Source organism: Catenovulum maritimum (assembly GCF_001050375.1).
In the GTDB taxonomy this organism is placed as follows: domain Bacteria; phylum Pseudomonadota; class Gammaproteobacteria; order Enterobacterales; family Alteromonadaceae; genus Catenovulum; species Catenovulum maritimum.
The window spans coordinates 46,216-72,919 of record NZ_KQ130487.1; the positions used below are offsets into that span (position 1 = coordinate 46,216).

The 26,704-nt window shown below is 37.0% G+C and carries 24 protein-coding genes; 12 read left to right on the forward strand and 12 right to left on the reverse strand.

What is annotated here, in order from left to right; all coding sequences use genetic code 11:
• Positions 1-273: 273 nt before the first annotated feature.
• Together XM47_RS07725 and XM47_RS07730 are read right to left on the reverse strand one after the other, a co-directional pair.
• Positions 274-1,002 carry a DUF481 domain-containing protein gene (locus XM47_RS07725; protein WP_048691364.1) on the reverse strand — a complete coding sequence of 243 codons (729 nt, stop codon included), beginning with the start codon at positions 1,000-1,002 and terminating at the stop codon, positions 274-276.
• Between the two features lie 9 nt (positions 1,003-1,011).
• On the reverse strand, positions 1,012-1,836 hold the full coding sequence (locus XM47_RS07730) for a mechanosensitive ion channel family protein (RefSeq protein ID WP_053084529.1): 825 nt from the start codon (positions 1,834-1,836) through the stop codon (positions 1,012-1,014).
• A 234-nt stretch (positions 1,837-2,070) separates the two neighbouring features.
• Here XM47_RS07730 and crp point away from each other — a divergent pair, with 234 nt between their 5' ends.
• The 12 genes from crp (at position 2,071) to XM47_RS07790 (ending at position 15,966) form a co-directional block, all read left to right on the forward strand.
• A complete protein-coding gene (gene crp, locus XM47_RS07735) occupies positions 2,071-2,706 on the forward strand; it encodes a cAMP-activated global transcriptional regulator CRP (RefSeq protein WP_048691367.1) in 636 nt (211 codons plus the stop codon).
• A 187-nt stretch (positions 2,707-2,893) separates the two neighbouring features.
• Entirely contained in the window at positions 2,894-3,700 is an 807-nt protein-coding gene (locus XM47_RS07740) for an LPP20 family lipoprotein (RefSeq protein ID WP_048691369.1), read from the forward strand.
• Between the two features lie 11 nt (positions 3,701-3,711).
• Positions 3,712-5,121 (forward strand): murein transglycosylase domain-containing protein, encoded by a 1,410-nt coding sequence (locus tag XM47_RS07745; RefSeq protein ID WP_048691370.1) that lies wholly within the window; start codon positions 3,712-3,714, stop codon positions 5,119-5,121.
• Positions 5,118-6,155: an LPP20 family lipoprotein gene (locus XM47_RS07750; RefSeq protein WP_048691372.1), complete on the forward strand. Its 1,038-nt coding sequence runs from the start codon at positions 5,118-5,120 to the stop codon at positions 6,153-6,155. Before XM47_RS07745 ends, XM47_RS07750 begins: the two co-directional genes overlap by 4 nt.
• Positions 6,155-6,862, forward strand: coding sequence for a tetratricopeptide repeat protein (locus XM47_RS07755; RefSeq protein WP_048691373.1), 708 nt, complete (start codon positions 6,155-6,157; stop codon positions 6,860-6,862). The genes XM47_RS07750 and XM47_RS07755 overlap by 1 nt, the downstream gene beginning before the upstream one ends.
• The gene (locus tag XM47_RS07760) at positions 6,834-7,607 is read left to right on the forward strand and encodes a hypothetical protein (protein WP_048691375.1); all 774 of its coding nucleotides are present in this window, start codon (positions 6,834-6,836) and stop codon (positions 7,605-7,607) included. Before XM47_RS07755 ends, XM47_RS07760 begins: the two co-directional genes overlap by 29 nt.
• Positions 7,597-8,388, forward strand: coding sequence for an ABC transporter permease (locus XM47_RS07765; RefSeq protein ID WP_048691376.1), 792 nt, complete (start codon positions 7,597-7,599; stop codon positions 8,386-8,388). Before XM47_RS07760 ends, XM47_RS07765 begins: the two co-directional genes overlap by 11 nt.
• Positions 8,385-9,035, forward strand: coding sequence for an ATP-binding cassette domain-containing protein (locus XM47_RS07770; RefSeq protein WP_048691378.1), 651 nt, complete (start codon positions 8,385-8,387; stop codon positions 9,033-9,035). Before XM47_RS07765 ends, XM47_RS07770 begins: the two co-directional genes overlap by 4 nt.
• Positions 9,035-10,009 (forward strand): MlaD family protein, encoded by a 975-nt coding sequence (locus tag XM47_RS07775; RefSeq protein WP_048691379.1) that lies wholly within the window; start codon positions 9,035-9,037, stop codon positions 10,007-10,009. Before XM47_RS07770 ends, XM47_RS07775 begins: the two co-directional genes overlap by 1 nt.
• 112 nt (positions 10,010-10,121) lie before the next feature.
• Positions 10,122-11,105 (forward strand): hypothetical protein, encoded by a 984-nt coding sequence (locus XM47_RS07780; protein ID WP_048691380.1) that lies wholly within the window; start codon positions 10,122-10,124, stop codon positions 11,103-11,105.
• A 21-nt stretch (positions 11,106-11,126) separates the two neighbouring features.
• Positions 11,127-13,103, forward strand: a complete 1,977-nt coding sequence (locus XM47_RS07785; protein WP_048691383.1) for a CsgG/HfaB family protein — start codon at positions 11,127-11,129, stop codon at positions 13,101-13,103.
• 13 nt (positions 13,104-13,116) lie between these two features.
• Positions 13,117-15,966 carry a fibronectin type III domain-containing protein gene (locus XM47_RS07790; protein ID WP_048691385.1) on the forward strand — a complete coding sequence of 950 codons (2,850 nt, stop codon included), beginning with the start codon at positions 13,117-13,119 and terminating at the stop codon, positions 15,964-15,966.
• Between the two features lie 393 nt (positions 15,967-16,359).
• Here the strand turns inward: XM47_RS07790 and XM47_RS07795 are convergent, their stop codons facing one another.
• The 10 genes from XM47_RS07795 to XM47_RS07840 form a co-directional block, all read right to left on the reverse strand.
• Positions 16,360-17,127: a TIGR04219 family outer membrane beta-barrel protein gene (locus XM47_RS07795; RefSeq protein ID WP_048691386.1), complete on the reverse strand. Its 768-nt coding sequence runs from the start codon at positions 17,125-17,127 to the stop codon at positions 16,360-16,362.
• Between the two features lie 158 nt (positions 17,128-17,285).
• Positions 17,286-17,645, reverse strand: coding sequence for a hypothetical protein (locus XM47_RS07800; protein ID WP_048691388.1), 360 nt, complete (start codon positions 17,643-17,645; stop codon positions 17,286-17,288).
• A gap of 1 nt (position 17,646) precedes the next feature.
• Entirely contained in the window at positions 17,647-17,940 is a 294-nt protein-coding gene (locus XM47_RS07805) for a hypothetical protein (RefSeq protein ID WP_245623441.1), read from the reverse strand.
• Positions 17,941-18,073: 133 nt separating this feature from the next.
• On the reverse strand, positions 18,074-18,796 hold the full coding sequence (locus XM47_RS07810; protein ID WP_048691391.1) for a YebC/PmpR family DNA-binding transcriptional regulator: 723 nt from the start codon (positions 18,794-18,796) through the stop codon (positions 18,074-18,076).
• Positions 18,797-18,889: 93 nt separating this feature from the next.
• On the reverse strand, positions 18,890-19,792 hold the full coding sequence (locus tag XM47_RS07815; protein ID WP_048691393.1) for an FAD:protein FMN transferase: 903 nt from the start codon (positions 19,790-19,792) through the stop codon (positions 18,890-18,892).
• On the reverse strand, positions 19,792-20,961 hold the full coding sequence (locus XM47_RS07820; protein ID WP_048691394.1) for a DUF3570 domain-containing protein: 1,170 nt from the start codon (positions 20,959-20,961) through the stop codon (positions 19,792-19,794). The genes XM47_RS07815 and XM47_RS07820 overlap by 1 nt, the downstream gene beginning before the upstream one ends.
• An 18-nt stretch (positions 20,962-20,979) precedes the next feature.
• Entirely contained in the window at positions 20,980-21,198 is a 219-nt protein-coding gene (locus XM47_RS07825) for a DUF4266 domain-containing protein (protein ID WP_048691395.1), read from the reverse strand.
• 9 nt (positions 21,199-21,207) lie between these two features.
• Entirely contained in the window at positions 21,208-21,696 is a 489-nt protein-coding gene (locus XM47_RS07830; RefSeq protein WP_048691396.1) for a TlpA family protein disulfide reductase, read from the reverse strand.
• Position 21,697: 1 nt separating this feature from the next.
• The gene (locus tag XM47_RS07835) at positions 21,698-23,032 is read right to left on the reverse strand and encodes a DUF1501 domain-containing protein (protein WP_048691398.1); all 1,335 of its coding nucleotides are present in this window, start codon (positions 23,030-23,032) and stop codon (positions 21,698-21,700) included.
• An 11-nt stretch (positions 23,033-23,043) separates the two neighbouring features.
• Positions 23,044-26,478: a DUF1588 domain-containing protein gene (locus XM47_RS07840; protein ID WP_048691399.1), complete on the reverse strand. Its 3,435-nt coding sequence runs from the start codon at positions 26,476-26,478 to the stop codon at positions 23,044-23,046.
• Between the last annotated feature and the right edge of the window lie 226 nt (positions 26,479-26,704).

Consider the following 26,704-nt stretch of genomic DNA (forward strand, 5'->3'; position numbering starts at 1 on the left):
CATTCAATATTTATTAAAATAAAACAACTATGTCCCTTATAGATGCCTCATTAGTTATGACTATAATTCAATAACTCCGTTTAATATATCAAATAAATTTAAATTATAAAACAGATAAGTAAATAATTAGCTTAGATTTAACCACCAAAATAAAACAAAACATACAACTCCACCCATTTTTTTTAACAAGGCGGTGAATTAAAAGTTAAAACCTTTCTAATTCACACCTAGAAACCCTAGATAAATACTAGAGTCTCTAGGTAAACCACTTAATTAAAATAAGTAAACTACGGTCAAGCTTGTTGTGCTATCAGTTTTATCTTTATTCGCAGGAACAAGGCTATTATGGATAATGGTATAAGCAGCTTTCATGCTTAAATTACCCATCAACTTAGCTGAAATAGCTGTTTCTGATTTCGATCTGGTATTTTTGTCGCTATCAAACGCAGCTTCTGTACTTAAAGTCTGAGTGAACTTGGCTGTATCACTCAACTTATATTCATAATCAGCAGCCAATCGTAACACAGCAGCTTCTGTTTTATCTCCATCGTCAGTCTCAGCAAACGTATAACCAGGACCTATGTTGTAATCAAGGAAAGACGTATCATCGCCAAACATGCGATCAGAATAACCCAAAGCAATCGCACTTTGGTAATCAAAACCACTAAACTTATCTTTTTGGTAAGAAGCATAAACAAATAAACCTGAGTGTTTCTCATTTAGCTTATAATCACTTTGCATAGACAAAAAGTACTTATTCGCAGTTGTTTGTGAAACACCCGCAACTTCGTCCTTTTTATATAAAGCATCAAGTTGATAATTATTTTTCCAATTTTCCAAATTATGCTTAATCGCGATCTTACCTTTTAAAGATTGTGTTTCTGTGTTACCAGAAGTCGCGACTATACCTAACTCCACTTCGCCCGCTAATTTTTTCGGGGTTTCAGCAGCTACAGAAGAAAATGCAGCCATTGCCATAAATGTTGAAACTAAAATTCTCATATAAATCTCTTATTTTTTATCTACTGAATGTAAGTGAACGTCCATTTGAGGGTAAGGAATACCTATATTAGCTTTGTCTAACTCAAGCTTGATTGTTTTAGTTAAATCAAAATGTACAGGCCAATAATCAGATGTCTTAACCCAAGGTCTAACGACAAAGTCGACAGATGAAGAATTCAACGCACTAACCCCAACAGTATATCCTGGCTCTTTAAGAACTAATTCATGCTTCTCAAGAATATCTTTAAGTAATGCTTCTGCTTTTTGTAGATCGGCAGTGTAAGAAACACCAATAACCATATCTATGCGGCGTGTATCATTTTTTGAAAAGTTAGTGATTGGGCTACCAGTCACCTGAGCATTAGGCACAACAACAAATTTGTTATCTGGTGTGGTTAAAATTGTAGAAAAAATTTGAATTTCCTTAACAACACCTGAAACACCACCAGCTTGGACAAAATCGCCCGCTTTAAAAGGTCTAAATACGCTAATTAGAATACCAGAAGCAAAGTTAGATAAAGAACCCTGTAAAGACAAACCAATAGCTAAACCCGCTGCACCTAGAATTGCAACAAAAGTAGCTGTTTGCACACCAACATGACTCAATGCTGCAATAATAACTGCTGCAACTAAAATCGCATTTAATAAGCTTGCGATAAAAGCACTGACTGCTTTATCGACAGATTTTTTCTCAAGTAATTTCATTACAAGGTTAGAGCAAAACTTAGCCAACTTTAAGCCGAGCCAAACAATAAAAAATGCAACAACTAAGCTAATAATGCCGTCTATAAATAGAGTTTGATTATCTTCAAACCATTTGGTTAAATATTCCATAAGTTCTCCTGAACTAATAAGTACTCTACGCTAACGCAACAACTTTGAGTGATAGATTAAAATTCATACCCATTCTAAAGCAGAGACAATAAAATCAAAATATATTTTTGTGACATTTCTCCGCCAATTAGCTGAAAAATAAGTATTTTGAATCTATTTTATTTGAGTTGATGTCTTTAGGTTAAGAAAGCGTTAGAATAATGAACAGATCATAATAATAAAGAGTTGACAAAAATGAGCATCCCATACCATGTGGCTAGTGACGAGCAACTACAAGCTTTCTTAAAGCATTGCACTAAACGTCATTACCCAGCCAAAAGCACTATTATCAAAGCTGGTGACAAACCCAATTCTTTATTTGTTTTATTAGAAGGTTCCGTTTCTGTTAGCATAATAAATGAAGAAGACAGAGAATTCGTTTTAGCCTACCTAAACCCTGGTGAGTTTTATGGTGAAATGGGTTTGTTTGATGGGCAAGAGTCCAGAAGCGCGAATATCAAAGCAAGAACAGCGTGTGAAGTAGCAGAAATAGACTACGAAAAATTCAAAGAGCTATGTAAGCAAGATTCAGATATTCTGTTTCGGGTAGCAGGACAATTAGCACTTAGATTAAGAGATACATCACGAAAAGTAGTAGACCTAGCTTTTCTTGACGTAACAGGTCGGGTAGCGGCTGCCTTATTAGATTTATCAAAACAACCTGATGCTATGACGCATCCTGATGGTATGCAAATTAAAATTACCCGTCAAGAATTAGGCAGAATAGTCGGTTGCTCGCGTGAAATGGTCGGTAGAGTGCTGAAAAACTTAGAAGAACAAGGTTTAATCGAGGCGCATGGAAAAACCATGGTGATATACGGAACAAGGTAATCAGCTTTAGGCTTACTAGCTTGTGATGAGTTAATAAGCCTAAAGTGTGAAGGAACTCAAAAAACGCAACATACTTCCACCTCAAGATGCTAGAAATATCAGATAAACCTCCTCTCACTATTATTTATAGTTTAAACTTAGAGCATATTGTTACCACTGTAGCAGCAAATTATCAAAAGGATGTCAGATGAAAACTATCTACCAAACAATACTAGTAGCTTTGCTTAGCATTACATTTTCTGCCAACGCAGATAACCAAGCATTTCAAACAGGTATAATGCAAGCCACAGGTTTTGGCACGGTTGACATGAGTCGAGTAGCAAATAAAGTACAAGCCCGTTTTATGGCTAAAAGAGCAGCCCAAGTCGATGCTCAAAGAAACTTAGCCGAAAAAATTAGAGGTATAAGGTTAACCGCAGGCACGACTGTCGAAGATTATGAAGTGACTTCAGATATTATTGCAACTCGTGTAAAAGGCACATTAGAAGGTACTTTTATAATTGATAGCCAACTTACCCAAGAAGATGGTACTTATGTTGCGACTGTTGTCGTGGGTCTATGTGTAAATGCTCGTGCTGATCAGTGTAAAGGCAAACAAAATTTACAACAGACTTTATTGGAAGTTTTACCCGAACCAAAAGAAAAAATAGAGCAAAAAGAAGTTTATAAAGCACAAACCAGCCTAGAAGTACCAGCAACGGCTTTCGTACTAGATGCTCGCAACCAAGCGTATAACGCGTCATTAGTTACTCAAGTTTATACTAATACAGGCAAGCTTGTTTTTTCATCGGAGCAATTTGAGCAGCATCCAAGTAAATCATTAATTTGGAGCAAAGATCCAAACGAATTTAACGATTTTTCACCTCGACGCATTGCCGTAAGTAAAATAGCAGACCAAAGTAATTTAATTATCTCGGAACAAGATGCTGACGCGTTATTACAAAACATCAATAACTCGTCTTTAGATGGTATTCTCGTCGTTTTATCTGATTAAGGAAGAATCTTATGCAAATTAAGCACATTATCGTCGCTTTATTAGCAATAGGGATAACTAGCCAACCACTTAGAGCAGTTGATGATTTTGATTCTATTGATGCACTTCTAGATAAGCAGTTTGCTGGCACAGATGCTATTTTAGAGCGCCGATTTAACGCGGTTGAGAAAGCAATAGACAAGGCATTCAAAGGGCTATCAAATAAAATCGAAGTTGATTGGGGAGCTGACGATCTAGTCATGCCATCAGCTCATCAATGGGTTGATTATTCCCCAGATATGCAAACTAGAAGAATAATGGACTTTGAAGCTGGCGTGCTCAGAATTGAGACCATAATTAAACCGAATGCATCGCTCTCAGATGGTTATCAAAGATTAACGCAAGCGGCAACTGAATCAACAACAGATACGCTTACAGATATCAATAATAAAGACCAACTGCTTGCGTTAACTCAAAAAGAGTTATCTAAAGCTGGCATTAAAACCGAAAAAACATCCAAACAAACTAAAACTGAACATGCACTTTTAGAAGGCATTGTCTCTGAACAAAACGTGATTGCTTTAATCAACGAGATAAAACAGATAAACAATGAAAAAGGCCCTACTGTTACTAGTCCTTCAGTAGCGAATGGTGCCACTGTAGAGCAAAAACCTAAAAGTGAATCCTCAACTGCAACTATAGCTGCGATGGAAAAAACGCCTCAAAGCGAACCCTCAACTGCAGTCACAACGACCTTGGAAAAAACACCCAACGCAGAACCGGTATCCAAATTAAAACCAAAAGTCTCCACTCAGCCTCTAAAGGGGAAAGCAAGTACAAGCGGACAGAAGCTAGTCCTAGAGATACCTTTTTTATCTGGATATCAGAAAAATTTAATTGCTAAATATTCAGAAGATATTAAAACTTATGCAGCCAAATTCGATATCCCAGTATCATTGGTTTTGGCCATAATGCAAACCGAATCCAGTTTTAATCCGAAGGCAACATCGAGCGTACCTGCATATGGTTTGATGCAACTCGTACCGAGGACAGCAGGAATTGACGCATACAATCATGTTTATGGGAAAAAGAAAATTGTTGCTCCGGATTATTTATATGATCCGGTTAAAAATATTGAGCTAGGCGTGGCTTACTTTAATTTGCTTACCAATAGATATTTAAGAAAAGTAAAAGACCCTCTATCACGTTTCTATTGTGCTGTGGCATCATATAATACAGGGGTGGGCAATGTTGCTAAAACTTTTACAGGTAAAAGTAAAAGCTTTTCCAAAGCAGCAACTATAATTAACAAAAAGACGCCTGAGCAAGTTTATCAGTTCCTTTTAAAAAACTTACCAGCGGATGAAACAAGACGCTATCTAGTTAAAGTAACAAAAGCTCAAGCAAGCTATAAAAAATGGGATGAGGCAACACAGATATGAAATCTTTAAATAAATTATTTGCAATATTTATATTATTGTCTTCGTCATATTCGCTAGCTGATGACGTGATTAAAGAAACCGCCACTGGTGGGATTAACTGGTCGCAAGGCACAATATACGCCCATGGTTACGGTGTCGCGCCTGCAGATAAAATTGGGACAAGTAAAGCAAGGTTGTTAGCTCGTAGAGCTGCACAGCTTGATGCTTATCGAAACCTCGCTGAAATGGTTCAAGGTGTTAGAGTCAATTCACAAACGATAGTACAAGAAATGATGGTCGCAAGTGATACAGTTAAGACCCAAGTTGAAGCTGTTATCAAGGGTGCGCAAATGATTAAAGATCATTATCAAAATGATGTTGCTACTGTCACAATGGAAATACCTATGAGCGGTAATCTAATGTCGACTATCATTCCAAATAAAAAAAGTTTGAATACTGTCGGCTTAGGCTTAAGTCAAAGCGAAATAATTTTCACAAAAGTAAAATCAACTTGGGGTAGCCTAATTGAAAAATCTAGCCTGTTATCCCCAATCAGCCAAGCTCACGCAAAAGCCCTACCTAGCTTTGTCATTACAACAACAGACGAAGCTGAGTTTAGTAAAAAGATTTTACTTTGGTTAGAACAGCAAGATTCACTGGCGAGCGCAAAACTACTTAGGGAGTCTATCGAGAGTTTTGAAAGTCACTCCAACTTTACTGGCTTATTAATTGATGCATCTAATGTAGCTGATTTCGAAATCGCAGCAGTGCCTACAATTAGAAACGAATCTGGCGAAATCATTTACCCGACGTCAGCAACTAAATATGATGATTTAGTTAAAAAACGTCCAGTTTCTTATGATTTTGATGTTAACGATGCAATCCGTAATGTTCGAGTTGCAATAAAACCACTTGTTGTAAAAGCAAACAAAACCTACAAAGCTAGAAAGTCTGATTTAGTAATTTCAGATTCAGATGCGATCATTCTGAGTACCAATAAAGGCATACACCAAGTAATGCACACTGCTGGTGTCATGGTGGTAGTAGCTGAATAATGAAGTACTTAGTTTTAACTCTCTGCTTTCTTTCGAGCTTGGTTTTTGCGGACGAGTTTAGCAAATATTTAAAATCGCAGAAAAGAGTAGTCATACAAGCTCAAAAGTTTATTGAAGCTGGTGAATTTGATCAAGCCGAACAACTGACCTCTAAAGCCATAACATTATATCCAAAAGACGATATGATTTATGCACTTAGAGGTGAGGCTCTTTATCAAGCAAAAAATTTCGAACCTGCCGAAGCTATGTTCATGCAAGCCTTGAATTTAAACCCACTCAATGCGGTGGCAAAAGGATACATAGAAGAGATTCGCAGTACTTCCGAGCTATCTGAAAGCGTACTTTCTCAAGAATGGAAATCTGTCGCAAGAGATAAAGTGGGTGACTTTATTGTATTAGTAATAGGCATTTGGTTAGGAACAACGCTCAATACCATAGGTGCGCGTGTTGCTAGATGGCGTTTTAGAATGCATAGTAAAAAACTGTTTTTAGCTAATGATTTTGATGACTTCGCTGATTTACTTGAAATTCAGCTAGCGTCAAATGAATTAAAACCGCTCAGAGAAAGTATGGCGTTTATGCTAACCCACAAAACGCTATCTGAATCCATTGAGATTTTAGAAGAATACGTCAATAGCCCAGATCACCTTGCCACATTTAAGAGGATGCTAGAAAGTGATGCCAAAAGAATGGGTGTTAAGGCTTAGTTGCCTTTTGCTATTTTGTACCAGTACTGGATGTGCAAGTAACAAAGAAACTATTAAAAATACTCAATTAGAAGCAAGCCGAGCTCAATTCCTACTATTGAAGCAATCTGACTCGGCTAGCTTAAATTTAAAAAAATTAGCGAAATTAGAGCAAAGCTTTGCCAAGCATGACGATTTAGATAATTTATGGCAGGTATATTATCTGACGGCTAAGTTACATTATCAGAATAAAAATACAGGACAGGCTTCAAATTCGATTCAACAGTGTATTAATCTAACTCAATTTTTTACCAACAAAGAAGCGTTGCAGACTTGCCAAATATTCAACGTATTTATTAAGCCAAGTCAAACTCAAATATATTCAGAAATCTTAGTCAAACCAGCTAGCAACCACATAGAAACACTGGTTCTTGCCTATTCAGGTGAGATAGATTTAGCTTTTGAAAAAAAAGAGGCTATCCCAAAAGAAAATCTAAGTGAACGTGCCTACCTGTATTATATGTATGGAAAAAAACATGCAGATAAAGATAACATCAAACTCGCTTTAAACCTGTTTAAGCAAACCAACCAGAGCCTATATGTTACTGACTGCCTATACTTACTGTCTAAACTATACCAAACAGAAAGCAACTATGCTCAAGCCGAATTTTACGCAACCAGAGCTTTGGCGTCAGCATCCGCTAACAATCACAAGCATTTAGCTAGTATCGAAAGCTTACTAAACGAGTTAAAAAATGTTAGGTAAGCTAGGCATTAATACCAAACGCTTTTTTTTCTCTTTTAGCGATATGCTTGGTTTGCTTAGTCTGTCGCTTAAACAAACATTGCATATTACTGATCCCGCCAGAAGAAGCATTTTTTTTATGATGTTCAAAAGGCAACTATTTAATACTGGGGTCAGAGCGATTGGCATTAACACTTTAATTGCGCTCATTATTGGTTCTTTAGTGATGGCTAGACTGTATGCGTACCTTCCCCCAGGCAAAAGCCTTGCTGAATTTTATGCTAATTTTTTTGTTGTTGTCATAATAAGAGAATTAGGGCCGTTAATCTCTGGTATTATACTAATTGCGCGTTCAGCAACAGCAATAACAGCAGAAATTGGACACTTAAAACTTTACAATGAATTTGAAGTGCTTGAAGCACAAAAAATGAATCCCATCTTCATTTTTCTACTCCCTGTATTTTTTGCATTTCCCATTTCTCTGTTGTTAATGTTTATCTTCTTCAATGCGGTTAGCATATTGTCTGCTTACTTAGCGATTGTGATCAACGAGCCAAATCTTGAATTTAGTCTATTTTTAAGCTCCATTTTAGCTAAAGTAAGCTTGTTAGAAGTCATTATCACTCTAGCCAAAGCTATAATGGGCGGCACTTTAATTGGGCTGCTATCAATTTATTATGGTGCGACTGTAGGTAACCGATTCACAGATATTAGCCGAGCTATATCGAGTTCTACCACAGTTCAAATTGTTTCATTCTTTTTACTAAATGTTATTTTAAGCTTACTGGCCTACCAAATATGAGTTTACAGGTAGAAAATTTCAGCTTGGCGTTTGATGATCTTGTTTTGTTTGATGACGCTAATTTTTCAATCGAATCAGGCAAAATTATCTGTCTACACACAGGTGTATTAGACGGTGGAACTAGCTTTTTGAAGGCTTGTGCTGGTATCATCAAGTTTCAACAAGGCCGGATTGTTATCAATAATCATAATTTAGCCGACATGAATGCCAACCAGATTTTTAAGAATGTGTCTTACTGTTATGAAGAAGGTGGTTTAGTCAGCTTGTTCACTGTATTCAACAACCTAGCAATGCCGCTTAGATACCATAAAGGTTTAAAAGAAAAAATAATCACGGACCGAATATATCAGGTAGCCCAACAATTAAATATTGAGCCGCTACTTGAAATGGAACCTCATCAATTAAATGACGTACAAAAAAGAATTGTTAATTTGGCTCGCGCGTTGGTAATTCGACCTAAACTTATTCTAGCAGATGAACTACAATCAGGAATGTCACCGGAAATGCGCGAAAACACATTAAATATTTTAATTGATTATACACAGGAAACTAACGCAAGCATATTAATGACAACGACAGCTGGAGACACAACTCACTTTGCTGACAGTGTTTATAAAATTGAAAACCAAACAATAGTGTTAACCTAATGAGTTTTGCTAAACCTCAATCATTCGAATCGAAATTTCAAGATAAAGTACTTGGAGCGGTTATCATAATAGCTGCTGGCTTAATCTTATATGCGCTTTATTTGAGCCAACTAGTTAACACCCAAACCAAAGATGACTTTAAGTTGAAAGCGCACTTAACACAAACCTATGGTATAGAAGTCAATTCCTCAGTGAGCTTATCCGGTGTGTTAATTGGGTATGTCTCTGATTTGACTCTTACCAATAATGCACAGGTTGAAATAACCTTAAACCTAGATTCTGACTACCAAAAATTCTATCGAGAAGGCAGCTACCTAAAAATAGATTCGCAACTTGGTTTAAGCACAGTCCTGAGCGGCAGCAATTTGATTTTCGTCACAGCTCAGCAGTCAACAAAAACACTCAGTCCAAATAGCAAAATTAGCATAGAAGAGCCAAAATCAGTCAATGACTTATTAGAAGAATGGAAAGTGGAGGAAATAGCAAACAAAGCAATTTCCGTTGTTGATTCTTTAGAAAAAGTAACAGCAAAAATCAGTCAAAACCAAAATAGTATTGAGCAAATCATCTTGAACGTAGAAACACTCAGCGATAATTTAATTATAAGTAGTCAACTAATTCCTGAGATGATAGAGAATACTAAGGAACCATTAACCAATTTATCTGCTGCCGGTCTAACCATATCTGATACCCTCAATCAAATTCAGCCTAAATTGAATACGAGCTTAACTGAAATTTCTTTGTTAACGAAAGAATTAAGACAAACAAATACGAATTTGCAACCAGCAATTATGGAACTGCCCTCTCTCATCTATAATATAGAAGATACCTTAAGCAGTTCCCAGAAATTAATGCATACGCTTGATAATCACTGGTTAATTAGGGATGAGTCTCAAAAAAACAGTCGAGTTGAATTTCCGATTCCGGCATTTGATGATACACTGTATATAAATCAAGCACCGCCTAACAATTGAAAATTTAAGGATGAATAATACTTTGAAAAAGTCACTATCCATATTATTTTGTTTGTTGATAAGTATCACTTCAACTCACCTGCACGCCGGAAAAATTGTAGTAGCGAAAGGGATGAGCGATATCCAAGATGGTAAACTGGCCAATGCATATCGAGTTGCACTTGCGAATGCAAAACGAGCTGCAATAGAGCAAGCAGTTGGCACTATAATTGAATCTAGAACCTTAGTCGAAAACTTCCAAATGGTTAGCGACCAAGTGTTAACTTCTGCAAGTGGTCGTCTAAAATCATTTCAAGTTATTAAAGAAGGGAAAACGCCTGATAATATTTATGAAGTGACAATCCAAGCAGAAGCTGATGTTGATGAATTAATTCAAGAAGTCGACCGTTTCCAAAAAGCGTTAAAATGGCAAAAAAAGCCAAGAATTACTGTAGTAATAGATAATTATTCACTTGATAAAAGTAGTGTTACTGCCGAACAAGTTAAAAACTTTCTTATTGACCATCTCCAAGATGACAAATTTCCAGTATTTGATTTAGGTGAAAAAACTCAATTTAGAGGCGGCTTTGTTATCCACCTGAATGTTGAGAAACAAACCAGTGAAATTGAATATCAAAATATGAAATTAAAAAGCAACGAGCTTGCAATTAATGCTCGTCTCTCTAGAGCTGATGACGCAAAAATCATGGCTACCGCATCAGGGGTAAAAAAATTACCTGGCGGTAACACAAGCAGAGCAAGTAGAAAAGCATCGAAAGCCATAGTCAAAGATATCTGGAAAACACTTAGAAAAAGACTAACGACAGCTTGGGAAGAAGAACAATATGCAACTCGAGGTATTCAACTTAAAATAGAGTCTCTTGAGTCTATGGAACAAGCAAAAGAAATTTTAAAAGCGATGCAATCGACACTCGCTGGTGTAAAAAAAGCAGAGTTATCTATATTCGATAAAGAATTATCTGAATTTAGCATTGAGTACAGAGGCTGGCCTGAACAGCTTGTGGATGAATTGAATTCTGGCGTATTTAAAACTCGTCATTTTGAATCTGAGGTGCAACGTGTTGCAGGCAATCAGATCGTGATCAAAATTATATAATTTTTAGGTTTAGGAGTAATTATGAAGACAAAAGCCGCACTACTATTATCGGCAATAGTCCTTGCAGGCTGTATGGCAAATGGTAAGCAAGAATATGATGTGGGTATGCAACTGAGTAAAGCGCAAAAATACCAACAAGCTATTCAATACTTAACCCAAGCTATAGCGAAAGAACCTGGAAATGCAGAATACAAAGCGAAATTAGCGTCAATCAAATCTAAATATGTCGCACAGTTAAAGTCAAAGGTTGATGAATTATTAAATAAATCTGATGTTAATATTTCAGACTTCAATAGCGTCGAGCAAGATGTCGCGAATATCAAAAAAATTGATTCAAGCACCGCAGCAAAACTAGCGTCAAGTTTGAATGATAAAAAACAAGGCTTTTTAAATACAGTCTCAGCTGAATATGCAGAAGCTAAAGCGTTATTAGATTCGAAAGAATGGGCACTTGCCGTTACTAAACTTAAACAAGTACAAGCAAAATACCCTAACTACGAACAAACCAGCCAACTAATTAGCAAAGCTACCTCAAGCGGAGCTGATGAATTATTAGCAAAAGGTACAGCTGCACTTAAGAATGATGATATCAAGGAAGCGGTAAAATACCTGTCAGATGCATTAGTCATCAATCCAAGTTTGAGCCAAGCGCAAACATTATTAAATTTAGCTGAACAAAACAATAATAAATCTTACTTCTTGAAAAAGGCAGATTTAGCAGAAGCTAAAACAGACTGGATTCTCGCAGAAAAATATTACTTAAGCGCTTTAGATTTTGACCAGTTTGACTCAAAAGTTGTCGCTAAGTTAAAGCAAGCTAGAATAAATAAAGAATTAAAACTAATTGGCCAAGGCAATTCGCTTATTACCCAAGGTAAATTATATCAAGCTGTTGAATCTTACAAAAAAGCTCAAGAATACTCTTTTGCCGATAACAATGTGCAACAAAAGTCTTTACAGGCTTTCTTATCAGCAAAAATTAATGATGAAGTTGAAAACTTCCTAGACAATGATAATTACGGTGCGGCTTATTATTGGTATAACAAACTTCAAGAAGTAAACCCTTCTTATGAAGATTTATTCAGCAAGAAGCAAGCCGTTGAAGATGCTATCTATGGTCGTGTAAAAAAATCTATCGCGGTTTTTGACTTTAGAAGCCCTTCCAACAATGACGATGCCGGTATATTAATTGCCAACAACTTAATTTCTTACTTATTTAACAACGCTTCTAAAGACATTAATATCTTAGAGCGTGAAAATCTAAAATCTATTTTAGAAGAGATGAAGCTCGGTCAAATTGGCGTAGTATCAGAAAATACAGCAAAAGAAATGGGTCGTATTTATGGTATCGATATCGCAATTATGGGTAGCGTACTATTATTTAAAGTTGACGAGACTGCATCAACTTCGAAGAAAACCGCAAGATACCAAATTGGCGAAATCATTGAAGATAACATAGAGTACCTAAACTGGGAAAAACGTTATCCAAAGCCAACAGAAAAGCAATTAATGGCAGCACCAGTTGCTAAAATTAAAGTGCCAAAATACGCAGTTAAAGATTATGAAGTGCAAAACAAGAAAAAAGTTGGCTTCATCCAAATATCATATCGAATTGTTGATGTAGGTACAGGTATCAACACAAGTGTTGAAACTTTAGAGCGTAAAAAAGTTGCGGAAGATACGTCTAATGCAGGTATCCCAGATGCGGGTATCACATTTGACCCAATGGAAGTACCAACTGACACTGAAATCTTACAATCTATGACCACTGATGTAATTGACCAACTCGCTAGGGAAGTATTAAAACCTCTAATGAACTTAGAAAAAGAATACTTTCAAAAAGGTGATAACTACTTAAATAGGAGAAAAGAGTTTATCCCAGCGGTTGAAGAGTTCACTAATGCCTTGTTTGATGAAAAACTGAAATCAGTTAATTCACCGATTTCAGAGCAGTCACAACAATACATTGAACAAATCTTTAAAAATTATCAATTTTAATTAGAAGAGTGCCATGCATAAATATCGAATTAAAGGACTTATATTAGTTGCCTTATCATTAATATCTAGCCCACTGTTTGCTATTTATAGCACGGCACTTATGAATCTAAAGCCTTTAGATATAGACTCTATTGGCTTTGATGGTGACATCCAATACGCACTTCGCTCTAGCTTAGATAAGCGAAGCGAAGTAAATATTATGACCCGCAGAGAAATGGAATCTGAGCTTTTCAACCAAGGCATTGCCATCGGTAGCTCATTTGATGATGCGATTGTTTCTGGTCGCTCTCTCGGTGTTGAGTTTGTCATTTACGGTGACGTTATGATGTCTGAAGCAGGCATCAAATCTAATATCAGCCTAGTTGATATTAAAAATGCTCGATTAGCTAAAAAGTGGGAGCTAACCTTTACTGGTAGAACCGAGATAAATGAAAAAGGTCCATTATTAGCTGATACTCTAATTAAAGCGATGGCTGTTAGCGTTAAAGAAGCAGCTAACCTAGCCGCTGCCAAAGCAGCTATGCCCGTCATCAAAGAGAAATTACTGCAAAACTTTACAAGTAAGAGTGTTGAAACCGGTATTTCTGTTGAATGGCAAGCAAGTAAACCTGAAACGATTAGCCTATATAACTTATACAGGTCTAATAACCAACACGGGCCTTTTACCCAAATAGCTCAAGTTGAATCAAATAGTTATTTAGATTCGCAAGTCGAAGATAAGCAAACATATTTTTATAAATTAGCCGTTGTTTTAAAAGAAACGAACAAACAAGCTGAAGATGTGTCAATTACAGAAGTAAAATTTAAAGACGTAAGACAAGTTAATCGACCTTTTACTCCGACAATTTTAAACGTAGAAACCTTAGTACGTAGTGCTGAGATAACTTTCGTGCCAAATTTAGACAATCCAGCTAATAACCACCTCATCCAAAAATATAAAATCTACCGATTAAAAGCTGGATTAAGTAACTGGCTACACGTAGGCACAATAAAAATAAACACTAAAGAGCCAAAACTGTCATACGTGTACAAAGATAAAAATAATATTGAAGACGGTGCAAGCTATAGCTATGCCGTCTCTGCTGTCAATCAGCTAGGTAAAGAGAGTAAGTTAAGCGGGACTGAAGTTTTTATTTCACCTAGTACACCTGTTTTATCGATTGCTAAAGACTTGCAACTAAGAGAAGTAGAACTTGCTTGGCAAATAGAATCGGCCTCTGGTGGCTTTTATATTTACCGTCGTCAAAAAGGCACAACCATATGGCAAAGAATTGGCGCAGTAAAACAAAATACAATAAGAGGCTTTATCGATCGTAAAGACCTCAAAGATGATACCCAATATGAATACTATATAAGCTTATACAATAAAGGTCAGGAGACTGAACCATCAAATATAGTAACAGCAACAACTAAAGGTTTGCCAGCAAGGGCTGAAGCTTTAAGCGCTGAAAGTGATTTAGTTAAATCTGTAAAACTGACTTGGCGAAAAATGGATGATGCTGACGTTGCGGGCTATAAATTATATAGAATGGAAGATGATGGTGACGGTTTTCAAGAAGGTGACCAACTGACACTAGTTCATACTATTAATGGTGGGACAACTACTGAATTTACCGATACAGGTACAAACGGCAACACGCTAAAAGATGGTACAACATATCATTATGCCATTGCAGCTATGAATAAATTCTCGGCCAGAGGCGAACTTAGCTTTATTGCAACTGCAACGACTAAATCACTACCTAAAGCGGTAGAAACCTTAACAGCTATAGGCCAGAGTGGCAGTATTGCACTACAGTGGTCAGAACCTTTATCTCAGGATATTAAATATTTTCACCTCTACAGAAAATGGGATAAACAAAATTGGCGCGCAATAGCTAAACTGACAGTGGAAGCCCGTAGCTACGCTGATTCTGATTTGAAACCTTATGCACAAACTCAATATAAGTTGGTAGCAGAAGATAATTCAGGCCTACTGAGCGCTGATGTGCTATCAGAGAGTATAACCAGCCCTGCTGAGCTGAGCTTAAAACTCGAAGCTGATAACCTTCTAAGAAAAATTACAATATCATGGCAAGCTCAGAAGAATATCACAGGTTACAAAATCTATCGTAAACAAGTAGCTCAAGCTAGTTGGAAAAATATTAAAACCTTTGAGTCTTCTGATGTCTCTAGATACACTGATACTCAGGTTTTTGACGGCATTCAATATGAATATAAATTAACCGCTATTGATGGTTACCTTGAAACTCCTAGCTCAAATATCATCTTAGCGAAAACAAAACCGCTACCTAATCCTCCGGTGGAATTTAAAGCGGCTTCTGGCTTAGTCAAACAAGTCAATTTAAGTTGGAAGCCAAGCACGGACCCTGACATTGCTGGTTACCACATATATAGAATAGACGGTAATGAAGCAGACAAAATAGAAACCATAGATCATAGAAAAATTAGCAAGTTTACCGATAAGGGATCGCTATTTAGCAGTTTAAAAGATGGTCGTGAATACGGATATAGAATTTCAGCCTTTAACAAATTTGAGGCTGAAGGTTTAAGAAGTGAGATAATTACAGCAACAACTAAATCTTTACCTGACTCAGTTAAACAACTTACTCTAAACTATACACAAAGTACTATACAAGTGTCTTGGGCTGCTAACTTGGAAGCTGACATTACCCAGTATATCTTAGAAAGAAGTACAGGAAAGTCATGTCTGTTATGGCGAGGCGTTACAAAAACAGCTGAAGTGCAATTTGTCGATACAGATGTAAAAGCGGGAGAATTCTATTGCTACCGCGTAAAAGCAAAAGACAAAGATAACTTAGAAAGCGAAAAGTGGGCAGAGGCTAGTCTATCAACCCAGTAACCCGATAGAGCTAAATCAATATAAATAGCGATAATCAGCTGGAGATAAAAGCCATTTAGGCAAGGCAAGTTGGCACAGGCATAGTGGTTCTATGCCAAGCCAACTTAACGCAGAATAAATGGCTTTTAGCCCAGCCTTTCAGGAGCCTCACAGACACCTCACTTCTGTGTTGTATCATTTTGAAAGGTAGCCTACATTCCTGCAATGATACGCCTTGAATTGAACTGTCTGTGATGGCTCTGATACTCGCAATTTATATTGATTTAGCTCTAGGTAAGTAAAGCCTTCTTTAGAGCGTATATAAATAACCAAGCGCATAGTTATACATATCATAGAAATAAAAAAACCAGCTAAAGCTGGTTTTTTTATACTGCTAGATAGTAATAACTCAGTTTAGAAGTGAACTTCTAAACCAGCATAAACACCACTAAAATCTAAATCTGTATTAATATCATCTAGATCATCTAATTTTAATGAGAAGCTGCGGTACCCTAACTGCACGTCTAAGTCGACCGCAATATTATCTAATAACGCATATGCAACACCCACTTGATAATCCACTAAGCTGTGATCACCAATAGCAAGCATGTTAACGTCACCATAAACAGATAAGCCAGTAAATGGAAGACCTATTTCTGCAGCCACATAACCCATAGGCACATAACCACTGAAAGATTCATTAGTTGTAGAGCGGCTAGAAGCGTCAGATTCACCATCAGCTTGAATATTAGCGTCGATATCTTTTACCGTGATACCAAAATCAAAGCTAACTAAGCCATTATCAAAAATTTCATAATATAAAGTGTAATCCGTATGAGATAAATCACCCATCACATTAGTAGTGCCTGAATATGGCTGACCGAATAACTCACCTGTAATTTCACCTGTGCCCTTAACTTCCAAGTCTGTCTGTCTTAATTTAACATTTGGAATTAAAGGAATTGGATGCTCTAGAGCAACATAAAGCGTGCCTTGAGTGTCACTGTCGAAATCAAATGAACCTTGGAAATCATCACCATTTTTATCAAAGCTACCTTCTGGTTCTACATTCCAAATTTGACCACCCGCATATAACCCCAAAATCATATCTGCTTGCGCAAATGAAGCGGTAGTTAACAATGCAGTACCAATAGCTGCGTTCAGTAATTTACGTTTATTCATGATATTCCCTTTTGGATTTATCAAATTATATAAATAAAAACAGATAGTTTGACTAGTTTGGCTCAAGCCTATCCTGTATGAGTAATGTTATTATTAAATGCGAAAAGGATTACTGCAAGGCGGTAGTGCGAAATAGTTCAATAAAAAGTAAAATTTATTTATTCAAAAGAAATACTTGGTTCTTTTTTAGCTTTTGTTGATTTACGACTCTGCTTTGCCGATATAACTTGTTCTGTTATATCTTTCGTCATAGCACTTGTTTCTTTATGATGAGGTAAGGCCAGTGGAGGCTCAGGAGAATTGTTATATTGTATTTGCTTAAGTAAAGACTTGATTTCGGCTTGATTTTTTTCGCACTGCAGAGTTAACTCTGTTACTTTTTTTGCCAGTGCATTAATGCCGAGATACCAAGAAAAAATGGGGCGTATGATAAGCACAAAACAAATTGCAGCAGCAACAAACAGGACAATATTCACTATTGTCCTGTACTCTGCAATCCATTCTAGTACAACAGACATATTAGAACTTCATCGCCGTAATCGGCCTTTCAGTATATTTTAAGTCTATTTGGTATTCTGTCTCGCCTGCTTTGACAAAAAAGAAAGACTTATCTTTTTTGAAAACTTCATGTAGAAAAACATTTTTTACACCAGCTCTACGCTCGGGTTGCATATCAGTAAATTCAACAGAATAGCGAGACACTAAAATATTTTGATATTTAGGTGGGGTAACTAACAGCAACTCTTTTTTCTCATCTCGTAAAATGATAGTGCTGTTGTTAACCGCAAAAGTTAAACCTGAATTTTCTAACAAGGGTGATACTCCCTTCATCTCTTATATATTAATTAAAGTTTAGTTCGACAACATATTTACTGCCAGTCAAACTAAGCAAATAGTCTAGCACTTAGTTAAAATAAATCCTAGTTTTGCTAAAGTTAACTATTATTTAGCTGCTAAATTCCGCGTTATGATAGATGTCTTGGACGTCATCACAATCATTCAACATTGAAATTAGCTTCTCAAAGCTAGCAACGTCATCACCAGAAATTTCAGTATAAGTTTGCGGATTAAATGTAATTTCATCTAAGTCGAATTCAACTTCACCTAAATTTTCTACTAATGCTGTTTTAGCTTTATAGTATTCTGTATGTGGAGCAAGAACTGTGATAATACCATCTTCGTTTTCAATGTCAGCGACATCAACATCAGCCATCATTAAACATTCCAAAATAGCTTCTTCATCATCATGCTTAAAGCTCAACACGGCTTGATGCTCAAACATGTGAGCAACTGCTCCAGGCGCACCTAACTTAGAGTTACTTTTATTAAAGCAATTGCGGACTTCTGGGAAAGTACGATTTCCGTTATCAGTTAAGCAGTCAACTATCACCATACAGCCGGCAGGACCAAAGCCTTCGTAACGTGCAGGTTCATAGTTTTCTCCAGCGCCACTTGTCGCCTTATCTATCGCATTTTTAATAACATGAGCTGGTACTTGATCTTTCTTAGCTCTTTCAATTAAACGGCGTAAAGATAGATTAGCGTCTGGATCTGGGCCACCATTTTTTGCGACAACGTAAATTTCTTTACCATACTTAGAATAAACTTTTGTTTTTGCGCCGGCAGTCTTCGCCATTGATTCTTTTCTATTTTGGTAAGCTCTACCCATGTGTCATATTCTCGTTTCTAAAAAGATGGTCATAGATTTTAAACTTTTTGCCCTGCGATTGACCAGCATTAGTTAGCAAAAGATTAATAAATATTACGAATTTGTATAATTAGTATGCAAGATGCCTTTGTTATCTTGTGCAACAAAATCAACTTCTAGCTGATTTAACCATTCAATTGCAGCTTGACCTTTAAGCATAGCAATAGTCGCAAGTGTTCCAGCTAGCACACACTGCTCAGCACGCACACTCACAGCAGTAAGGCCTTGAGCAGGCCAGCCCGTTTGGGGGTTTATGATATGGCAATAATTAACCCCTTGATAATTAAAGTTTCGTTCATAATCTCCGCTAGAAGCTAACCCTCCCCTAGTCATTTTAATTTGAGCTATTCGGTTAGGTCTTTTCCCTGAATCTGGTTTCTTAATATCAACAAGCCAAGGTTCACCAGATAGGTGCTCACCTAAGACATAGATATCACCACCTAATTCAACTAATCCATGGTCAATTTTATTTTGTTTCATTAAACTAGCGAGCATATCTGCGGCGTATTCTTTCACTATGCCGCCCAAGTCTAGCTTCATGCCAATTTGAGGCAAGTAAATTTCAGTTTGGTTCCATTGCACACTTGTCCAATCGACTAACGATTTACAAGCTTTGATCTGTGTATCTTGAGGAATCTTTGCCTGTCTAAAATCCCACAAATCACTTAAAACACCCGAGGTAATATCAAATATTCCACCACTCAGTTGATAGGCTTGATCAGCGTACTTCAATAAGCAATATGTTTGATTATCAATTAAGATAGGTCGAATACCAGCATTCTGGTTGATTTGGCAGACTAAACTGTCCGGTTTATATATTGAATAGGTCTGCTCTAGTTGCGCAATTGCAGCTCGAGCTTTTACAAAGGTATCATTTGCATATGATGCACTAGGCGCATAAAAGCTTAGACTGCAGGGAGAGCCCATAGCTTTGAAATTAAAATTAAACAGCTCCATTAAAATGAGTAATCAAAACCTAAACTAAATAATTGAAAATCAATCAAGCTTAAACTCGCTTCATTCGGTTGACTAAAACCATAGTTTGAATCACTTTGGTAATTTTGATAGCCAATCGTGAATAACCAATCCTCAAATCGCTTATTAAGCTTCAGACCTAATGTATAAGCACCATATCCTGATAACCTATAATCCGTAGAGTGAAAATTGTCAGGCCTTTTAATTTCGTAGTAATTTTCGTAAAAAAATGATTCAGTTTGAGCATAAAACCGAATCGAAGGAATTATCTGCCAACCATAGTTTAAATTTTGATACCAAGCCAAATCATATGTGTGGGAAACGACCTCCCAATCATCTTGATAAAAGCGATAGTCAAAATGCAAAGCCGAGTTTAACTTGGGTATGAAATATCTTATTTTAGTTGCCAAGGTTTTGGCTTGTCTTTCCTCGGGCCGAGTATCCGCAGCTAATTCAAGCTTATTTGCTATGCTAAAATTAACTTTTTTATAAGGGTCTGACAGGTAACCGGATTTATGACTAATCCCTACCCCGATTTGAGCTATCAAGTTTTTATTGATTATTCGTGATACAGCAATAAAACCAGACCAAGATTCTTTTTTATCACTTAAGATACTAGCTTGAGTGCCAGCCGGATTTAATTCGTCATCTGATGTATCGACAGCAAGATTAACACTCGTTACATTATCAGAAAACTCATATCCAAGTCCTAGCCCATAACTGGTTGAAGCGTAATCATCTTCTTTCGACTGAGCTAAATTGGTACTCAAAGTTATATTATCTAGTTTATACTGAATTGCTGCATTCCAGTCTTTTCTTGTATCCGCAATTGACGCACCACTCATCACTTGCTTAACCTGCCCAGAACTTAATTTTTTAGTGTACCAAGGTGATGCGCCTGACATTGTTTCTTGTTGATAGCTTAAAGCTAAATTTAGATTATCCGCAATAGAGGTAGTCAGCATAAATTGACCCACTTTAATGCCATATCTATCGGTTGTAGTTCCATCTACATCCCCGGCTGCCACATCGCCTTCTGAGTAATTATGCAACCTTACGCCGACTTTACTATCATTGGCTTGTACCTGAGTAGAAACGCCAGGTAATGCAAGTGCGGCTGTAGATAAAGCTTTTAATGCTGATTTATTCACTTATAACGATCCTTTAACTTAGTTACAGCCGCAGCCACCACCCGCAGTTACATTCCCCCCAGATGATGCTTCTTTACTAAAATAAACATGATTATTAAAACTGGCTTGCATCTCATCTGGCTGCCATTGCATTTCAGTTTTAGCTAAGTTTTTCTTTTGCCAGACCTCAACATTAGCGCAGCCAGAAATTAAACTAAAAACAAAAATGAGGCTAACTAGCTTTAGTTTATTGAGCATATTAAACCCTTAATTTAGATGTAGTCCTTCGATCTCAGCTGCAATTTTAGCTTTTGACTTAGCCGAAAATCCGACGTGAGTTGAAACTATATTGCCATTAGGATCGATTAAGTAGGATGTCGGCATCCCGCCTAAATCAAACTGACGTGCCGCTTCACCTTGAGGATCGTGAAACACTTTAAAATTAAACTGAGTCTTAGCTAAAAAGGCTTTAGCGTCCTCTTTATCTTCATCAACCGATATCGCTAAAATGGCTAATTTTTCATACTTATTTTGTAGTTCATACATAAATGGAAATGATTTTAAACAAGGTCCACACCAAGAAGCCCAAAAATCTATGTAAACATACTGTCCTTTATAGTCGCTTAATGAACCGACTTCAGCAGTTTCCAAATCCGTTAATTTAATGTTCGGAGCTTCAACTGAATTAGAGCAAGCGCTGATAAAAACGGATAAACAAACAAAAATTAAACTAAGACTTTTTATTTTTAATAACATATTAAACTCTTCTAATTAGATTTCTCGGATCACTTAACTGAGCAGTTTGTAACTGATTATTAAATATATCAATATTATTTTCAGCCCTTAATGGAAACGGAGCTGCGAAGTCATGGCTAGCTACGTTAAAAAACTGTCGAGTCGAAGTTAATATGTCTTTCGGATAAATAATGACACCTGAACTATCATCTCTTTCAAGTGTAACTGGGTTAACCGCCAATGCATTATGCCCCTCATCTGTGACACCAACGACACGGTTGCCCCATGTCGCATTTTTTTGCATAAACAGAGCGCTAGAAATAGGCCAATGATCTTTACCATTATCATCATTGTAAAAAGGTTTTCGTCCGAAATCGGAAGCCACCATAACTTTTAATCTATCTGCCAAACCAAATACTTCAGCTTGTTGCCATAAATAATCAATTGCCTGGGTTAAATTAGTTAACGCAACGGCATGCTCTTCATCATGATTATCATGTGTGTCAAACTGCCCTATGGTTAAATCTGCACTTGCGGTTACCCCAGATAAAAACCCTGCTAAGGTAATATCAGTCGTTTTCTTAAAATTCCCTAGCTGGCCTGATTCATAACGATCCTGTTGAGTTAATTTTAAAGAATCAGACAACTTAGCCAACTTACCACTATTAGCAACGGCAGAATTAAACAACTGACGATTATATCCTTGCCTAGGCGTTAAATTAGTTTGAGAATTGAGTCTGGCATTACGTTGCGCGTGATAGTTTTGGATCCTCTGCCAGTCTCCATCTGGTAAATGGGTTGTTGTGTCATTATATAAGTTAGGATTAATGATATTTGATAACGAACGGCTATTGTTAATTCGATTAGCTCGAATCAACCGCGCCGTTTCGTTATATCCACCTTGAGTTACATATGCCATAGGTAAATCACTAGCGTAAACGCTTGCAGCTAATGCGGTTGGTGTTGGATACCCATTTGCCAATCGACCGCTGAAATTGTGGGTTTTACCCGCATCATGTGAATTGGTTTGTGAATCAATTCCGTTCACCACAAGCATGTGTTTATAGTACTTTTCAAAGAAGTTTTTATTATCCGCAAAAGGTGCATAACGAATATTTCCAGCTGTTTCAATATCACCCGTTCTAGCCCAATGATTGATCTCAGCTTCGTTTGGTACATTTAACTTTGGATCGCAAAAACTAGTGACATCCCAGCCGCCAAGCGCTTGCACCATAACAAACAGATCACCTTGGTATTCTCCATCTTGTTCTGCTGCGAGCAAATTTAAATTTGGTGTCACACCAGAAAGAATGCTTGCTGATGCAGTTAAATGAATGAATTTTCTTCTACTTAGCATGCTTAAACTTCCTAATGGTGTGTATATTTATAGTCCATCATTAAATAACTAATGACAGTTCGCCATGCGGTTAATGTACCAGAGTTATCGTAACCCAAAGCCCATTGCGGTAAATTAGCGCATCGAGTGCCAGCTTCAACAATGTGGTTTCTTTCGTCGCCGGATTTAACTCGATTTAATTTATCTTGCCATGTTTCGACAAAAAGTTGATAGGTTGCCTCTAATTCAGGTGAATCAAGGGTTAAGTGTTCGTCTAACAAAATTTTGTGCAGCGCCTGTATATTCGTCTTTATCGCCAATGTACCAGTCGTTGACTCGCCAAATAAATCATCTTGAATAGCAAGTCTCAATTTCGCAAGCTCTTCCCCGCTTTGCTCTGCGTAAGCTATAAACTTAAATTTGTATACACCCGCAACGCTAGCATCCCAATTAAATTCGAATCCACTGTTATTACAGTACATAGCAATGTCATGGTTAGCTGATTGAGCAGAATTATATCTCTTACTTGTGCAGCTGTTTAATTCTATGTCTGGCTCTGAATATTGCGTTAAAGACCAAGCATAATCAGAAACAACGACTGTATTTTGAGGGCCTATAATTTCGATATAATTAAGGAATACATTTCGATCACTCGTATCATCACTATAATCATTTACAAATAATGCTGATAATGTTTTGCTGCCTTGGGTTAAATTCATATCAAATTCAACTAATTGCATATCTTCAGTAGAAGTTTTATTAATCTCAAACTCGGTAGAAAACTCAGCACCTGGAACGACATCCGGCTCTACATAGGTAAACAGTTTCCTAGCTTCCGCCACTTGGTTAAACTCGCTAATGACAATGGGGCACGAAGCTTCAATTGCATGAGTAGCTGCTACATTTGCCATCACAGAATTAACTTCCCTTGCTCTTTCGGTTACAGCATCTGAATCCATTCCACCGTAATAAATCAAATAATCATCCATTAAATAATTTACATCTCGATATTGGCTGATTCCCCACTCAAAACCAGTTAAACTTTTCGTTTTCGCTGCGAGTTCCTCTGGTGTTAGTAGCCTCTCGGTGCCCACCTGAGTGAGCGCTTCTGCTGCATTTGGGTTTGCGTTTTCTCTATCTAAAGTGCTTAACCTGAACCAGTCGCTTACGATTAAATCTGCTAGTAATGATTTTAGATTCATATTACTGTTGATAAAGTTTTCAGCCTGTTCGGAGATAAAATCTGATTGTGCCTCAAATAATACTTTCTGAGATTGATAGTTTTGATCGGTTTCGACTGATGGCGCTTGTGCCACCTCGGCAGCAAAAATAGCTGGCCACCAAAATTTAACTGTCGCACTGGCAAAACGTTCATCTTGAGTGATTTGAGTTGCCACCCAACTCAAACTTGTTTCAGAAGTAGGAGCAATATCATTTTCAAAACCTGGAACTAGCATATCCGAGTACCAAGTATCTCCATCTTGATAAAGCTCATTGGCGATCCAGCGTCCAATATCCTCATCATATATTCGTTTGTAAGAGTTAGGGAGTGAGTCTAACCCTCCGATGGAGTCTCGATAAAATCCTTCATCACCATAATTTTGAAATGCCCCAGCTAATGGATCTAAAGTTTGGTGGCAAACGGTACAATTTGAATTATTTAAGGTTGGATTATTATTATCTGAAAGTGCCTCAGGATCGGTTGTTCTTGCTGCCGACTTTTCAATATCCAATCCAAGAAAATGCATATAAGTCCATCTAGATCTAGCTCGATTACGGTTAGTCGCAGTGGAAGGGTAACGACGCAAAAATGCAAGTGAATTTAAAATACCAGCATGAGGGTAAGCCGTCTCTATCCCACCGCCGTTATATATCATAATCGCTAAATCTCGATTATATTGATATGTTCGATTTTCTGCGTGGCGGACTAATCCAGCGTCTTTACCTGGTAACCAAGTTTTATCCGTCGAGCTAAAATCTGCATCGGTTTTTAATACACTATTGCTTTCTTTAGTCACCATAGTGTAATCAGCGGTTAAAATTTCAGAATACGGCTTATCATTTTCAACAACATAAGCAATCAGTTCAAGTGGCGCTCTTGCTAAGCCATAACTTACGGGTTTTCTGTAATTATTCTCTTCATTACGCTTCAACCTATCGGCATCTTCATAAGTTTCATCTTTATATTTTTCAGCAATTTCTTGAAGCTTGTTTGTGTACTCGGGATAATAATTATCTAAATTATTCACCAGCTCTCGCCACTCAGAAAGCCACTTATCGGTCAGTAATTTGTCGTTGCTACTTCTGATTAAAAATTGATGAAAACCTTCCCCTTGCATGAGGCTAACTATCTCTTGCTTGAGTTCAGAGTCACTCATATTGGCCACTTTATCTAGTTGGGCTTGCTTGGGGTAACTTGCGGTTAATAAAAATGCCGCACGTTTAAAGGTTTCTTGATTCGATAAATAACTAGCTCCGCTAAACAAAGTCTTGCTCTGCGAATTGCTTTCGACATCTTTTCCGAGCAAATTCAGAAAATCAGTTAAGTTTAAAAAATCAACCGAGTTTGAAGTTAAACGAACCCCGCCACCATGATCATTTAAGCCTCGGACTTTATCTAAGACATTTTGAGCATTGTCATTGGTCCTTGATATGTATTCTGACAATGCAGAAAAATTTAGTTGGGGATTATTCTCAACATAGTTCGGTTGAAATATAAGTTGTGAATCTTTAGCGTTGCCAGATGCAGTATGACAATTAACACAATTACTTATAATAATTTGCTGCGAGATATTGAGGCTAAAAAAATCTGACGCATCTAAATCGGTCTCGGTGTTACCTTCGCCACTCCCAGTCTCTGTTTGGTTGCCATTATTCGCTTCATTTTCTGTTTGGTTATCTGTCTCGCTTTCCGATTCTGATTCCGTCTGTGTGCCTGAATTGGAACTATCTTCAGCACAGTTTGTTACACATTCTTTTTTAACTAAGTTAATAAAGGTAGAAAATTCATTCAATAATTGAGTATTAGGCTCTAAGACAGTGCCTCCACCGTGGTTCTTTTTGCCGGACGCTTTTTCAATCAATATAAAGTCGCCGTTTTCTACCGAGCTGATGAAGTTTTGGAAGACTAATTTGTTACTCACATCCGTTGTAGATTGATTACCTCTAGAGGCTAAAGTTGGTTGAAAAACCAGCCGAGTCGCACTGGCTAAACCATCAGTCACATGACAAGAAATACATAAATTATCGACAACGGGTTTAGCTATCTTTGCTGAATAAAAAGCTAAATTTTGTTCGGGAGTCGTTTGAGCTTGATTTGAATCCGGCAAATTTATATCTGGGTTGCTATCATCAACCACATCAACTATGGGTGCTAACCCTTGAGTTACACCGTCACTCCCCCCGCCTCCACAAGCAATCAGGATAAACGAACAGAATAGTGCAATTCCATTTTTATAAAATGTCACATTGACCTCGGTACAACTAGTAAATAAATGATTATTTAATAATCCAAAGTAATAACTTCAGTTTAGTCATAATCACACTAATAGCCATAAATAAAATGCATCAAACAACAAATTGATAACTAATTCACAGCAAAATAAAAACATTATAGTGGTTAAGAATGCTCGTCATCTGAAATTTCATTTATTTACACTTTACTGACAAATTGCTTTTGCTTTGATAATTTAG